This window comes from Pantoea sp. B270 (assembly GCF_018726825.1).
Lineage (GTDB): Bacteria > Pseudomonadota > Gammaproteobacteria > Enterobacterales > Enterobacteriaceae > Pantoea > Pantoea dispersa.
On sequence record NZ_JAHCSX010000001.1, the window covers coordinates 2,306,655 to 2,320,763 of the forward strand.

The window sequence follows — 14,109 nt, forward strand, 5'->3', positions numbered from 1 at the left end:
CGCTACAGTGTGTGCGGTCGATAATGACGAAAGTCACTGCCGCATTTACCGTAGCGGCGCAATTCATTGCGCTAATTAACACGCTAACTTACAGCCCGGCATTGTCACGAATATATTTACGGGCTTTCACTGCATATTCGAATGGGTTAGCGATGGCCGGATCCTGTTCCGCTTCAACCTTACACAGTGAATAAAGACAATGAAATGAGTCGATTGCAGAAGAGCAATTGATACATAGCGCGATAAATCGCGCCGCTACAGTGTGTGCGATCGATAATGACGAAGGTCACTACCGAATTTATCGTAGCGGCGCAATTCATTGCGCTAACTGACCGTCAATCTTACAACCCGGCATTGTCACGAATATATTTACGGGCTTTTACTGCATATTCGAATGGGTTAGCGATGGCCGGATCCTGCTCCGCTTCGACGACCATCCAGCCTTTATAGCCGTAATCATCGAGGATTTTGAATACCGGTTTGAAATCGATCACGCCATCGCCTGGTACGGTGAAGGTGCCTTTTTTCACTCCGTCGAGGAACGACAGCGAGTTTGCGCGCACCTCTGCCACCACGGTGTCACGCACATCCTTCAGATGCACGTGGAAAATACGCGGCAGATGTTGGGTCAGCACATCCAGCATCACCTGCTGTGATCCTTCGGAGTAGTAAATGTGGCCGGTGTCGTACAGCAGACCGACGTTATCGTTGGTCATTGCCATAAAACGGTCGATCTCGGCTGGCGTCTGAATGCCGGTGCCCATGTGATGATGCAGTGTCACGCGCATCCCTTTCTGCGCCGCGATCTCCGCCAGTTCGTTGTAACCTTCTGCCGTCAGGCGCCACTCTTCGTCTGTGAAAACCGGCTTCTGCTCCAGCACCGGCAGCGACGTGCCCTGAATGCTTTTGCTCTGTTCCGAGCAGCCAATCACGCGCGCGCCCATGGCGTGCAGGAAGTTCATGTGGTTGATGAACTGATCGATGGTTTTCGCTTTGTCACCGTTGGCAAAAAAGGTACTAAACCAGGCGTTACAAATCTGCATACCGCGGATATCCAGCATCGGCTTCAGCACCGCCGGATCGCGCGGATACTTGCTGCCCACTTCGCTGCCGGTGAAACCCGCCAGCGCCATCTCGCTGACCGTTTGCTGGAAAGTATTTTCGCTACCGAGTTCCGGCATGTCGTCGTTGGTCCAGCCAATCGGCGCAATCGCCAGTTTGACGTTCTCTTGGTTCATTTTCAGCTCCCTGATACAGAGAGGCAGCGGTAATCCGCTGCCGTGGATAGGTTTAGCGCACGCGCCTGATTATTTCTGGTAAAACGCCGGGCGCGGCGGCATGGCAACGGGCTCAATCACGCCGCTGGTTTGCGCCTTCAGGCAGGCATCGGCAGCCACCGAGGCGGCAAAGCCATCCCAGGCAGAAGGCCCGCTCAGCTGGCCCGCTTTCACATCATTGATAAACGCCTGCAGCTCAACGTCGTAGGCGTCGATAAAGCGATCTTTCCAGTCGGTCAGCAGCGCGTTGCCAAGGCGGGCATCTTTGCGCATTTGAATGGCCGACGGCTCCGGCAGTCTGGCGATGCCCTCTTCGCCCACCACTTCACACTGAATGTCATAGCCGTACGCGCAGTTCACAAAGATCTCCACATCGATGCGGATGCCCTTCTGCGTTTCAAACAGTACGATCTGCGGATCTTTCAGCTTCGCGTGTGACTTTGAGGTCGTGCGCGGGAACACCACCTGCACGCTTTTGTAATCGTCCTCGGTCAGCCAGCGCAGGACATCCAGCTCGTGAATCAGGGTGTTGGTAATAGCCATGTCGGTGGTGTAATTCTCGCCGACGCTCTGATTACGGTGTGCGCAGTGCAGCATCAGCGGCTCGCCGATGTCACCGTCGGTGATCACCTTTTTCAGCGCGCGATAGCCGGCATCATACGGGCGCATAAAGCCCACCTGCACCAGACGTTTGCCGTGCGCGATCTCGGCGTCGACAATGCGACGGCAGCCCTCCGCGCTCAGTGCCAGCGGCTTCTCGCAGAACACCGGTTTCCCGGCGGCAATCGCGGCCAGCGTGAACTCTTCATGCGTCGGGTCCCACGAGGTCACCAGCACGGCATCCACTTCCGGCGAGTTAATCACCTGATGACCATCCTGATACACCTCGGCCTGAATATTCAGCCGCTGCAGCGCCGCGCGCGCACCTTCCACATTGATGTCTGAAACCGCCACCACTTTTGCGCCCTGCAGCACGTTGTTGCAGCGACGAATATGTTCCTGACCAATTGCGCCGGTACCGATTACACCGAGTTTGAGCGTCATAATTACACCTGTAGAGTCGGATAAGTAGGGTAAAACGGGCCGGGCAGCGCCGGCCTGAAAAGGGTTAGTACTTACGCGCCTGTTGAATATGCTGATTGAGCTTGTCGGCCACCTGCTGCGTCCGCTCTGAGGTGGAAGCCTGCGCCACGCCGACGTGCCACCAGCTGAAGTATTTGTGCACCATGGTTTTCGGCAGCACTTTGATGTCAATCAGGGTCGAAACCGTCTGCTGCTGCGCATCTTCCAGCGCCGCTTTCAGCTGCTCCAGCGTGGTGACACGGTAGGTTTTACAGCCGTAGCCGGCGGCTATCGCCGCGAAATCAACCGGCACGAAGCCGCCATCCAGCTTGCCGCCCTGCGGATTACGGAAGCGGAACTCGGTGTTGAAACTGTCCATGCCGTGTTCCATCTGCAGGTTGTTAATGCAGCCATTGGTCATGTTATCCAGCAGGATGACGTTGATTTTCGCCCCTTCCTGAATCGAAGTGACCAGTTCGGAGTGCAGCATCATGAATGAGCCGTCACCCACCATGGCGTAGACTTCGCGCTGCGGCTGAGCCAGCTTCACGCCCAGCGCGGCATTCACTTCGTAACCCATGCACGAGTAGCCGTACTCAACGTGATACGCGTTGTAGTCTTTGGTGCGCCATACGCGCTGCAGGTCACCCGGCAGACTGCCGGCGGCGGCGACAATCACCGCATCCTTTGGCAGTTGTTCGTTTAAGGTGCCCAGCACGCTGCTCTGCGTCAGCACCGACTTTGTCAAACGCTCAAACTCGGCGAACAGCGCGGTGCGATCGATGTGGTCAGCGATTTCCGGAATAAAGTCGTCGGTGTTGAAAGTGGCGGCGTACACGCGCTGCGTCTCTTTCAGCAGCTTGCTCTGCGCCTGTTCAATCTGGCCACCCCAGTGATTCTCAAAGCCGTTCAGTCCGGCTTCCAGCGCGGTTAATCCTTCGCGTGCATCCGCCAGCAGTTGCACGCCATCCAGCTTGTAGCTGTCGAAGTTGTTGACGTTAATGTTGAGGTAGCTGATTTCCGGATGCTGGAAGATCCATTTTGAAGCCGTGGTGAAATCGGTATAGCGCGTACCAATACCGATCACCAGATCGGCCTCTTTGGCCAGCAGGTTCGCCGCCAGACAGCCGGTTTCACCCACGCCGCCCACGTTCAGCGGATGGTCGGAAACGATGGTGCCTTTGCCGGCCTGCGTTTCGGCAAACGGAATATTGAAACGCTCGGCAAAGCTCAGCAGCGCCTGACCGGCATCGGAGTATTTCACGCCGCCACCCACTACAATCAGCGGCTTGTGCTTACGCGCAATCAATGCCAGCGCCGCGTCCAGCTGGGCCGCCGTCGGCAGACGCCGGTCAAGCAAGTGCACGCGTTTCTGGAAGAAGTATTCCGGGAAATCCCAGGCTTCGCCCTGCACATCCTGCGGCAGCGCCAGCGTTACCGCCCCGGTTTCCGCCGGATCGGTCAGCACGCGCAGCGCATTGATACAGGCGGTCATCAACTGCTCCGGACGGCTCACGCGGTCCCAGTATTTACTCACTGCGCGGAAGGCATCGTTGGTGCTGATGCTGAGATCGTGACTCTGCTCGATCTGCTGCAGCACCGGGTCCGGCTGGCGCGTGGCGAACACATCGCCCGGCAGCAACAGCAGTGGAATCCGGTTGGCTGTTGCCGTGGCTGCCGCGGTAATCATGTTGGCGGCACCCGGTCCGACGGAAGAGGTACAGGCAATGATTTGACGGCGCAGCGACTGCCGGGCAAAACCGATGGCAGCGTGCGCCATACCCTGCTCGTTACGGCCCTGATACACCTGTAAATCGCCGCTGTCCTGCTCCAGCGCCTGGCCGAGGCCGAGCACATTGCCGTGGCCGAAAATAGCAAAGATGCCGTGCACGAATTTGGTTTCAACGCCGTCAACGTTCAGGTACTGGTTATCCAGAAATTTCACCAGCGCCTGTGCGGTAGTCAGTCTGATAGTGCCCATATGCTTCTTCCTTTACATGTGGTACCCGCTCAGGGGGTACGACGCGGTTCGGGTCGGCGGTGAAAACGCGCCCGACGCTAAGTGAAACGTGTGGCGATTATAAACAAATGTTTTTTCCATTAAACCTGATTACAGAAGAAACATTTCATTTTGCGATGAAGATCAAATTCGGCGCTGAAACGCAGGCGATGACGGGACGGGATGACAGCAAAGTGAAACAGCCTGCTGTGCCTCAGCCATCATAACGAAATTTCATTTCACGTCAGCAGCTTCCTCTCATCCGTCATCATTTCCTGCGAGCTGGCTCACAAGCCAGAGCACCCGCGAAACGGGCAAGCCGTAAAGGAGGGGAAAGGCAGCGGCACCAGAGTTTTACCTGGCTCACAAAATCGCGATGGATGTTTCATTTCATATTGTGTTTGGAATTTTTATTCCTCATACTGCCCACATAGCCAGTCAGGCACCCTGAGACCCCGGAAGCATTGCGCTTGATAGTGGGCGGCAGCGCCCGCCGTGTCTGCTTATCACAGAAGGAAACCATCAGTATGAGTACACAACAGAAGCGGCTTGATGTGATTTGTATTGGACGCATCGCCGTCGATCTTTACGGCCAGCAAATTGGCTCGCGCCTGGAAGATATGACCAGCTTTAACAAATACCTCGGCGGCTCTTCCGGCAACGTAGCTTATGGCACCGCGATCCAGGGGCTGAAGTCGGCGATGCTGGCGCGCGTCGGTGACGAACACAATGGCCGCTTCCTGCGTGAAGAGCTGCAGCGCGTGGGCTGCAATACTGACGGGCTGATCACCGATAAGCAGCGCCTGACCGGGCTGGTGATTCTCGGCATCAAAGACGAAGAGACCTTTCCGCTGATTTTCTATCGCGACAACTGTGCGGATATGGGGCTGGTTCCCGAGGACATTCGCGAAGAGTTCATTACCTCGTCCCGCGCCGTGGCGATAACCGGCACCCACCTGTCGCATCCGGACACGCGGGCGGCGGTGCTGAAAGCGCTGGATATCGCCCGGCGCAACGGTCTGCGTACCGCGCTGGATATCGATTATCGCCCGGTGCTATGGGGTCTGACCTCACTGGGTGACGGTGAAACGCGTTTCATTGAGTCCGGCCAGGTGACGCAGCAGCTACAGGAAGTGGTGCACTATTTCGATCTGATCGTCGGAACGGAAGAAGAGTTCCATATCGCCGGTGGCAGTACCGATACGCTGACCGCGCTGAAAAATGTGCGTAAGGCCAGCAGTGCCACGTTGGTCTGCAAACGCGGGCCGCTGGGTTGTGTGGTGTTTGAGGGCGAGATTCCTGATAGCTGGGAACAGACGCGCCTGCACAGCGGCGTGCGCGTTGAGGTGCTCAACGTACTGGGCGCCGGCGATGCGTTTATGTCGGGCCTGCTGCGCGGCTGGCTCAACGATGAGAGCTGGGAGCAGGCGTGCCGCTACGCCAACGCCTGTGGCGCGCTGGTGGTATCCCGTCACGGTTGTGCGCCGGCGATGCCAACGAAAGAGGAACTGGACGATTTCCTCAGCCGCGATAAGGCGGTGAAACGCCCGGATCTGGACGCGCGCCTCAATCATCTGCATCGCGTTACCACGCGTAAGCAGCAGTGGCCGGAGCTGAATGTGTTCGCCTTTGACCACCGTAAACAGCTGGCCGATATGGCGCGCGAAGCGGGTGTCAGCGAGGAGCGCATTCCGCAGCTGAAACTGCTGCTGCTGCAGGCGGCACAGGAGGCGGCTAATGAAGCCGGTCTCAATGAGAAGAGTGGCATCCTGGCGGATACCACGTACGGCCAGAAAGCGCTCAACGCCATCACCGGCAAGCACTGGTGGATTGGGCGGCCCATCGAGCTGCCGAGCTCACGACCACTGCGTCTTGAGCACGGCAATATTGGCTCTCAGCTGGTGGATTGGCCGGCCGAACACGTCGTCAAATGCCTGGTGTTTTACCATCCCCATGACAGTGCTGAACTGCGTAAAGAGCAGGACGAGCTGGTTCTTGACGTGTGGCGCAGCTGTAACAAAAGCGGGCACGAGTTGCTGCTGGAAGTGATTCTGCCGGAGAGCAACCCGGACCGTAACGAGTCCTACTATTACGACATGCTGAGCCACTTCTATAGCCTGGGCGTGCAGCCGGACTGGTGGAAGCTACCACCGCTGACGGCGGAGAGCTGGCAGGCGATCGGCGAGCTGATTGAGCAGCAGGATCCGCACTGTCGCGGCATTCTGTTACTCGGCCTTGATGCGCCGGAAGAGAAGCTGAAAGCCGGCTTCGCCGCCGCCGCGCAGGCCACGTGGGTGAAAGGTTTTGCCGTGGGTCGCACCATTTTTGGCCAGCCGTCACGCCAGTGGCTGAAAGGTGAGCTGGATGATAAGGCGCTGATTGAGACCGTGAAAGGCAATTATCTGCGCCTGATTGGCTACTGGCGCGCCGCGCGCGGCTGACGCATTTGAAGAGGATGTACTGAGAAGCGGCCTGACGGGCCGCTTTTTAGTGTGTTGCGCGCGGATGCCCTCACCCCCGCCCTCTCCCACCGGGAGAGGGCGCCGTTCAGGCAGGTCGTTAAGCATTGTACCAGTCCTGTCAGACCGGTCAGACCGCTCCGGACTGTTCCCTCTCCCGCCTGCGGGAGAGGGTTAGGGTGAGGGAGCCGTTCAGGCAGGTCGTTAAGCATTGTACCAGCCCTGTCAGACCGATCAGACCGCTCCGGACTGTCCCCTCTCCCGCCTGCGGGAGAGGGTTAGGGTGAGGGCAAGCCCTCAACCCCCTGAGTTTTGTGAGGCAATTCATAAACCGATGAAATAGCCTTCACGATAGCGTCAAACAAATGAAATTTTCCATCCATCTGGTACTATAGCGCTCATTATCCAGCCATATTTCCTTTTCTGACGGGCCGAAGTAATGACCAATAACCCAACGCAATTAACCTTGTTACAGGACGATATCCGTCGTCGCTACGAGACGCTGAGTAAACGCCTGAAGCAGGTGGCTCGTTATATCCTTGATAACAGCAACAGCATCGCGTTTGATACCGTCGCCTCTATCGCCCAGCAGGCGGATGTTCCGCCCTCCACGCTGATCCGCTTCGCCAACGCGTTCGGCTTTAGCGGCTTCAACGAAATGAAACAGGTCTTTCGTCAGCACCTGATGGAAGAGACCGTGAACTATACCGAACGGGCGCGCCTGTTCCGCCAGACAGCCACAGACGACAGCGCCAGCTCACCGGAGAGCCCGGTGGAGATCCTCAACGTCTTTACCATGGTCAACAGCCAGGCGCTGCAGCAGCTGGCGATGCAGGTGAATCCCGACCAGCTGAACAAAGCGGTGAAAATGCTCAACGAGGCGGAGAACATCTACATCATCGGTCTGCGCCGCTCGTTCAGCGTGGCCTCGTATCTGGTGTATGCGCTGCGCCATCTGGAGCGTCGCGCTTTTCTGATTGATGGCCTGGGCGGCATGTTCACTGAACAGCTCAGCATGGTGAATCCGAAAGACGTGGTCATCGCTATCAGCTACTCGCCGTATGCGCGTGAAGCGGTGGAACTGGTGGAGCTGGGTGCTAAACGTGGCGCGCATCAGATCGCCATCACCGACAGCCAGGTCAGCCCGCTGGCGGCGTTCAGCGATGTCTGTTTTGTGGTGCGCGAAGCGCAGGTGGATGGCTTCCGCTCGCAGGTGGCCTCGCTGTGCCTGGCGCAAACCCTGGCGGTGTCGCTGGCACTGAATAACAGCAGCAACGAATAAACCTCAGGTACCGAATAGAAAAAAGGCAGCCAGATGGCTGCCTTTTTTTATCTGTGCGCATCAGTGAATGCGTGTGCCGTTTAACCTGGTGCGCATCAATGCGCACCCTACGGCTGTGCACGTTTATATGCTTGCGTGCGCCGTTTAACCTGGTGCGCATTTCCTGCAACCGCGCGGAGACCCGATTAACGGCGCGGATACTGCTCGCTGTTCACCCAGGCGTGATCCTTCTCCCAGGTAAATTTCCACAGCCGTACCGGCCCGGCCATCACGTTCAGATAATAATTATCGTAACCGGCCAGCGTCGCCACCGGATGATACCCGCGCGGCACCGTCACCACATCGCGGTTATACGGGGCCATACACTCGTCGAGCGAACGGTCGTCGGTGTAGACGCGCTGCATGGCGAAACCGGGCTCGGGGTCGAAACGGTGATAATAGGTCTCTTCCAGATAGGTTTCGTCCGGGCTGTCCTTCTCATCATGCTTGTGGCTGGGATACGAACTGGTCGCGCCCTCGTCGGTATACACCTCGACCACCAGCAGGCTGTCGGCCGGTTGATTATCCGGCAGAATGTTATGCACCAGGCGCTGATTGCGCCCTTTGCCACGGTGCTCCACGCCTACATCCTGCGGTGCAATCAGCCGTGCGGGCAGATTGCCACTGCCCGGCGCACTGCATACCGCCAGTTCCAGATCGCTGTCGGCAGTGACTTCAACCTCATCATGATGCGGCACGTAAACCGAGTAAGGCGGCGTGCGCTCAAACGGCGACAGGCGCTTACCGATGCCAGGGAATTCTGCGTCGCGGGTTTTCACCGACGCCAGACCGGCCACCAGCACCAGGCACAGCTCTCTCTCGCCGCTGCTTAACCGCAGCGTCTGGCCCTTTTTCAGCAGATAAGCGTCAAAGCCCACATATTCCCAGCCGGCGCTCTCAGGCGTCACGTGCTGGATACGCCCGTGGCTGTCCGGCTGCTGCACTTTTGAAATCAGTGACATCCTGTTTCTCCTGTTGCGCGACATTAACCCAGCGTTGGCATGCTGAATTCAGAAACGGTCTGCTGACCGCTTGGCCAGCGCACGGTTGCCGTTTTCATGCGGGTGTAGAAACGCACCCCGTCCGGACCGTGCACGTTGAGCGCACCAAACACCGAACGCTTCCAGCCGCCAAAGCTGTGGAACGCCATCGGCACGGGCACCGGCACATTGACACCCACCATGCCCGCTTCCACGTTGTGCACAAATTCACGGGCGGTGTGGCCGTTGCTGGTGAAGATGGCGCTGCCATTACCAAATTCGTGGCTATTTACCAGCTGCAGCGCGCTGTCGAAGTCGCTGGCGCGCATGATGCTCAGCACCGGTCCGAAAATCTCTTCGCGCCAAATCACCATCTCCGGCGTGACGTTATCGAACAGCGTACCGCCAACGTAGTAGCCCTCTTCATGGCCCGCGACTTTCACGCCGCGTCCGTCAACCACCAGCGTCGCGCCTTCCTGCTCACCTTTGTCGATGTAGCCCAGCACTTTCTTCTGGTGCGCAGCGGATACCACCGGCCCCATTTCATTCTCTTCGGCACCCTGCTGCATGCCCGGACCTACGCGCAGCGCTTTGATCAGCGGCGTCAGGCGCGAAATCAGTTTGTCGGCTGTATCGTCGCCAACCGCCACCACCACCGGCAGCGCCATGCAGCGTTCCCCGGCAGAACCGAAAGCACCGCCCATGATGGCGTTCACGGTGGCATCCAGATCAGCATCCGGCATCACAATGGCGTGGTTTTTCGCGGCGCCGAAGGCCTGCACGCGTTTGCCATGCGCGCTGGCGGTTTTGTAGATGTGCTCGGCCACGCCGGACGAGCCGACGAAGCTGACCGCCGCGATGCGCGGATCTTTATACAGCTGCTCGGCGTCTTCGTTTGAGGAGTGCACCACGTTGAACACGCCATCCGGCAGCCCCGCTTCTTTCAGCAGTTCAGCCATGCGTACCGAGGCAGAAGGATCGAGCGCCGGCGGCTTCAGCACAAAGGTATTACCGCACGCCAGCGCGATGGGGAACATCCACAGCGGCACCATCGCCGGGAAGTTGAACGGCGTAATGCCCGCGACCACGCCCACCGGCTGCATCAGCGAATAGCTGTCAACGCCGGAACCGACGTTCGGTGAGTTTTCCCCTTTGATCAGGTGCGGAATGCCGCAGGCAAATTCGATCACCTCGATGCCGCGCGTCAGCTCACCCAGCGCATCGGACCAGACTTTACCGTGCTCAGAAACAATCAGCGCCGCCAGTTCATCGCGATGTTTTTCCATCAGCGCTTTGAAGTTGAACATGACGCGGGCACGACGCAGCGGCGCCGTTTTCGACCATTCCGGAAACGCCGCATGGGCGACCTCAATGGCCTGCGCCACTTCTGCCGCCGTGCTTTGCGTCAGTTCGCGGATCACTTTGCCGGTCGCCGGATCGTAGACCGGAATGGTTTCGTTGCTGGCGCTGTGCGTGATTTTGCCGCCGATAAAGTTTCCTACGATAGTCATGTCGTTGCCTCTTTGATGTGTAAGGTCCCTGCAGGCCGCGGGTCAGTCTGGGTCGCGCCCGATCAGGCAATACGGAAAGCGTGCTATGAAGCTATTACAGTGAAATAAATTTTTCAAATAGTTCTTTTTGGAAAATTTGCTTTTAGCGGCCTGGATCGCATTTTTCCGCCAGCGTCAGCGGACTGGCGCAAAGTGCGGGCCTGATGACAATGCCGATGCGGCCTTCACCCGTAATCAGCAGCAGTGAGATTAGCAGGACGATCAGTCAGCGAGAGGGTCAGTGCCGGAGCGTGGCTGGATGAAACGAAATATGAAATTTTTGCGAGGCAGATCCAATATCCGTTATTTCATAATTCAATTAAAACGAAATAAATGTTTTCTTTGCAGCATCTGCAGACAATGCGATGTGAAACGAACCCTTATCTGTGTCTTAGCGACACGCTTTTGTTAGTGTTGGCCTCGGTCGGAGGCCTTTTTTTCACCTGTTCCCCCATCCGATGCGTGATTGCCGCAGCGGATTGCCCGGTGCGCATCAATGCGCACCCTACGGTGCTGGCGACGTCGATTACCCGGTGTGCATCAATGCGCACCCTGCGGTGTTGACCCCGTCGATTGCCCGGTGCGCATCAATGCGCACCCTGCGGTGTTGGCCCCGTCGATTGCCCGGTGCGCATCAATGCGCGCTCTGTCATGCTGTAGGGGCGCCATTTATGGCGACCTGGACGCCGCGTCCCCGGCTGGCATCCCAGCCTGACGCTTGATCATCCGCAGGGTACAAAGCAGCGCAAATCCCACCAGCAGCGCAGTCAGCAGATAAACCAGCTGTACACCGGCGAAGCTCATGATAAAACCCGCGATCGGACCGGTGATGCCGAGCGACAGATCCATAAACGCGGTGTAAGTGGCCAGCGCGCTGCCCTGGTTCTGCTGCGGCACCACTTTGACTGCGACCACGCCAATCGCCGGGAACACCAGCGAGAAACCGGCGCCGGTGAGAAAAGCGCCGAACTTCGCCATCCACGGATCGAACGCGCCCGCCACCAGCAGCAGGCCAATCGCCTCGACGGCAAAACACAGGCTGGCGACGCGCAGTCCGCCGAGTTTATTAATGGCGTTGGGAAACAGCAGGCGCATGCCGACGAACGCAGCGCTGAACAGCGTCAGCGCGAAGGCGGCACCATCCCAGCCCTGCTCCTGATAAAACAGGGTGATAAAGGTGGCGATCACGCCAAAGCCCGCCGAGCCCATCGCCAGCAGCAGGCCAAAACCGTACACCTTCCCGAGCACCGCGCGGAACGGCAGCGGTTTGGCCTTGCTGCCTTTCACCGGCGCACGGGGCAGCGCCAGCACTATCGCCAGCACGCTGATGGCGATAATCACGCTGGAGAGCAGCAGCAGGCCGCCGCTGCGAAAGATCATCACCCCAAGCGGTGCACCAATCGCCATTGCGCCATAGGTGACAATGCCGTTCCAGGAGATCACCCGGCCAATATGCAGCGAGCCGACTTTCGCCACGCCCCACAGCGAGGTGCCGGTGCCACAGAAACTCTGCCCGACGCCGAGCAGCACGCGCCCGAGGCACAGCAGTGCCAGGCTGAGCACCTCCTGCTCCTCTATCAGCGCCGACAGCAAAATACACAGTCCGCTCACCAGGCTGCCAAACAGCCCAAGCACCACCACTTTTTTGGGTCCCCAGCTGTCGGCATAGCGACCGGCATGCGGACGGCTCAGCAGCGTGGCGACATATTGCAGGCTGATCACCACGCCGGCCCAGAAAGCGCTGTAGCCCAGGCCGTCATGGACAAAGCCCGGCAGCACCGCCAGCGGCAGGCCAATGGTCAGATAGGTGGCGAAGTTGAACTTCACGATGGAGAGAATCTGTAAATTCAGACGAAAGCGGCTGTATTCGGCCGCGGCGGGCTGGTCAGGCATGAGTGATTGCGCTCGTGTTTGACGGAATTTTTATAGCTGAAGCTTCACTATACGCCTTTTCTCGCCGTGCGCACCGTCGATTAGCGGCGGGCTGATGGCGGTATCTCCGGCGGTGCTTATCGGGTTCGCTTCGCTTACTCCTAAACAAACAATTACTTACTGGCGTTCAACTACACTTTCCACAGCGAACCACCATTCAGGAGAGGGAATGAACGAAAAGCCACAGGAGAAAATTGGCCAGAACATCCTGGTCAAGCTGGCGATGTTAGTGATTATTCTGGCGGGCATTCGTGCCGCGTCAGATATTCTGGTGCCCTTCTTACTCGCCAGCTTCCTGGCGATTGTGCTTAATCCGCTGGTGACCCTGCTGATGCGCCGGGGTCTGCGGCGCGGCGTGGCGATCTCGCTGGTGATCACGGTGATCTTCATTGTGATGCTGCTGCTGGTCGGGGTGCTGGCCAGTTCGGTAAGCGAGTTCAGCGATACCTATCCACAAATCCGCAGCCTGCTGGAACAGAAGCTGACGGTGCTGCAGCATTTCGCCGCACAGTTTCATATCAATATCTCCACCAGCGCACTGGCGGCACGGCTCGATCCCAATGTGATTATGAACATGGCCACCACGCTGCTGGCGCAGTTCTCCGGTGCCATGACCAATGTGGTGCTGTTGATTCTGACCGTGGTGTTCATGCTGTTTGAGGTGCACCATCTGCCGTACAAATTGCGCAATGCGATGATGAATCCGCAGATCCGCATCGCCGGATTGCACAAAGCGCTAAAGGGCGTCACGCACTATCTGGCACTGAAAACGCTGGTCAGTCTGATTACCGGGCTGGCGGTGTGGCTGGTGCTGATGCTGCTGGACGTCAAATTTGCGCTGTTCTGGGGCGTTGTCGCCTTTATCCTCAATTTTATCCCCAATATCGGCCCGATTATCGCCGGTGTGCCGCCGTTTATTCAGGCGCTGGTGCTGAATGATGTGTATGACGCCGTGCTGGTGGCGGCGCTGTTCAGTGCCATTCACATGGTGTTTGGCAATATGCTGGAACCGCGCCTGATGGGACGTGGGCTGGGGCTGTCAACGCTGGTGGTGTTTCTGTCGCTGATTTTCTGGGGCTGGCTGCTCGGTCCGGTCGGGATGCTGCTGTCGGTGCCGCTGACCAGCGTCACCAAAATCCTGATGGAAACCACGCCGGGCGGCAGCCGGCTGGCGATAATGCTGGGTAATGGCCGCCCCAAACCTCGCCTGCGCGTCAAAGCTAACCGGCCCGCGCCGCGCCCGTAACGTCTTACCACGCCACGATGCCAGACAATCGGTATTTGCCGATCGTCTGGCAGCTTCCCTGCGCAGTGACGCCACCGCCGTATGGCGTCAGCGCGCATCGCCATGCCTGATGATTCTGGCGCAACACTCTTACTCATCTCGTGCCACAGGCTTTTTCCTGCCGGGAAATGCCAGTAACGGCAAAACATTGTCAATAAACGCAAAGCGCGAACCATAATTGACTTGTATCAGATTGGTGGAAAATCAAAACGCTAACATGCACGGCCGCGGGAAAGTGTTATGC

At 58.0% G+C, this 14,109-nt stretch carries 10 protein-coding genes and 1 pseudogene; 4 read left to right on the plus strand and 7 right to left on the minus strand.

What is annotated here, in order from left to right:
- Positions 1-88: 88 nt before the first annotated feature.
- The 4 genes and pseudogenes from KOL70_RS23600 to iolD form a co-directional block, all read right to left on the minus strand.
- A pseudogene (locus KOL70_RS23600) lies at positions 89-178 on the minus strand (hypothetical protein); the annotation flags it as partial.
- Positions 179-341: 163 nt separating this feature from the next.
- On the minus strand, positions 342-1,238 hold the full coding sequence (gene iolE / locus KOL70_RS11155) for a myo-inosose-2 dehydratase (RefSeq protein WP_215480646.1): 897 nt from the start codon (positions 1,236-1,238) through the stop codon (positions 342-344).
- Positions 1,239-1,307: 69 nt separating this feature from the next.
- On the minus strand, positions 1,308-2,321 hold the full coding sequence (locus KOL70_RS11160) for a Gfo/Idh/MocA family protein (protein WP_215480647.1): 1,014 nt from the start codon (positions 2,319-2,321) through the stop codon (positions 1,308-1,310).
- Between the two features lie 64 nt (positions 2,322-2,385).
- The gene (gene iolD, locus KOL70_RS11165) at positions 2,386-4,320 is read right to left on the minus strand and encodes a 3D-(3,5/4)-trihydroxycyclohexane-1,2-dione acylhydrolase (decyclizing) (RefSeq protein WP_021507393.1); all 1,935 of its coding nucleotides are present in this window, start codon (positions 4,318-4,320) and stop codon (positions 2,386-2,388) included.
- A gap of 59 nt (positions 4,321-4,379) precedes the next feature.
- Between iolD and KOL70_RS11170 the strand changes: the two genes are divergently transcribed.
- The 3 genes from KOL70_RS11170 to KOL70_RS11180 all read left to right on the plus strand — a co-directional run bounded on the left by KOL70_RS11170 (position 4,380) and on the right by KOL70_RS11180 (position 8,079).
- Positions 4,380-4,565, plus strand: coding sequence for a hypothetical protein (locus KOL70_RS11170; protein ID WP_215480648.1), 186 nt, complete (start codon positions 4,380-4,382; stop codon positions 4,563-4,565).
- Between the two features lie 300 nt (positions 4,566-4,865).
- Positions 4,866-6,779 carry a 5-dehydro-2-deoxygluconokinase gene (gene iolC / locus KOL70_RS11175; protein ID WP_215480649.1) on the plus strand — a complete coding sequence of 638 codons (1,914 nt, stop codon included), beginning with the start codon at positions 4,866-4,868 and terminating at the stop codon, positions 6,777-6,779.
- A gap of 457 nt (positions 6,780-7,236) precedes the next feature.
- Complete coding sequence (locus tag KOL70_RS11180) at positions 7,237-8,079, plus strand: MurR/RpiR family transcriptional regulator (protein ID WP_088516544.1); 843 nt, start codon at positions 7,237-7,239, stop codon at positions 8,077-8,079.
- 185 nt (positions 8,080-8,264) lie between these two features.
- Here the strand turns inward: KOL70_RS11180 and iolB are convergent, their stop codons facing one another.
- The 3 genes from iolB to KOL70_RS11195 all read right to left on the minus strand — a co-directional run bounded on the left by iolB (position 8,265) and on the right by KOL70_RS11195 (position 12,541).
- Complete coding sequence (gene iolB / locus KOL70_RS11185) at positions 8,265-9,080, minus strand: 5-deoxy-glucuronate isomerase (protein WP_058759327.1); 816 nt, start codon at positions 9,078-9,080, stop codon at positions 8,265-8,267.
- A 23-nt stretch (positions 9,081-9,103) separates the two neighbouring features.
- A complete protein-coding gene (locus KOL70_RS11190) occupies positions 9,104-10,609 on the minus strand; it encodes a CoA-acylating methylmalonate-semialdehyde dehydrogenase (RefSeq protein ID WP_021507389.1) in 1,506 nt (501 codons plus the stop codon).
- A 708-nt stretch (positions 10,610-11,317) separates the two neighbouring features.
- The gene (locus KOL70_RS11195) at positions 11,318-12,541 is read right to left on the minus strand and encodes an MFS transporter (protein ID WP_058759329.1); all 1,224 of its coding nucleotides are present in this window, start codon (positions 12,539-12,541) and stop codon (positions 11,318-11,320) included.
- 208 nt (positions 12,542-12,749) lie between these two features.
- On the opposite strand from KOL70_RS11195, the gene KOL70_RS11200 reads away from it, so the two are divergent.
- Positions 12,750-13,826, plus strand: a complete 1,077-nt coding sequence (locus KOL70_RS11200; protein ID WP_058759330.1) for an AI-2E family transporter — start codon at positions 12,750-12,752, stop codon at positions 13,824-13,826.
- The last annotated feature ends 283 nt before the right edge of the window (positions 13,827-14,109 follow it).

What these genes read in the sequence shown, in the direction of transcription:
- iolE (WP_215480646.1), bottom strand. Translation starts at nt 1,238, where the DNA reads ATGAACCAAGAGAACGTCAAACTGGCGATTGCGCCGATTGGCTGGACC.
- KOL70_RS11160 (WP_215480647.1), bottom strand. Translation starts at nt 2,321, where the DNA reads ATGACGCTCAAACTCGGTGTAATCGGTACCGGCGCAATTGGTCAGGAA.
- iolD (WP_021507393.1), bottom strand. Translation starts at nt 4,320, where the DNA reads ATGGGCACTATCAGACTGACTACCGCACAGGCGCTGGTGAAATTTCTG.
- iolC (WP_215480649.1), top strand. Translation starts at nt 4,866, where the DNA reads ATGAGTACACAACAGAAGCGGCTTGATGTGATTTGTATTGGACGCATC.
- KOL70_RS11180 (WP_088516544.1), top strand. Translation starts at nt 7,237, where the DNA reads ATGACCAATAACCCAACGCAATTAACCTTGTTACAGGACGATATCCGT.
- iolB (WP_058759327.1), bottom strand. Translation starts at nt 9,080, where the DNA reads ATGTCACTGATTTCAAAAGTGCAGCAGCCGGACAGCCACGGGCGTATC.
- KOL70_RS11190 (WP_021507389.1), bottom strand. Translation starts at nt 10,609, where the DNA reads ATGACTATCGTAGGAAACTTTATCGGCGGCAAAATCACGCACAGCGCC.
- KOL70_RS11195 (WP_058759329.1), bottom strand. Translation starts at nt 12,541, where the DNA reads ATGCCTGACCAGCCCGCCGCGGCCGAATACAGCCGCTTTCGTCTGAAT.
- KOL70_RS11200 (WP_058759330.1), top strand. Translation starts at nt 12,750, where the DNA reads ATGAACGAAAAGCCACAGGAGAAAATTGGCCAGAACATCCTGGTCAAG.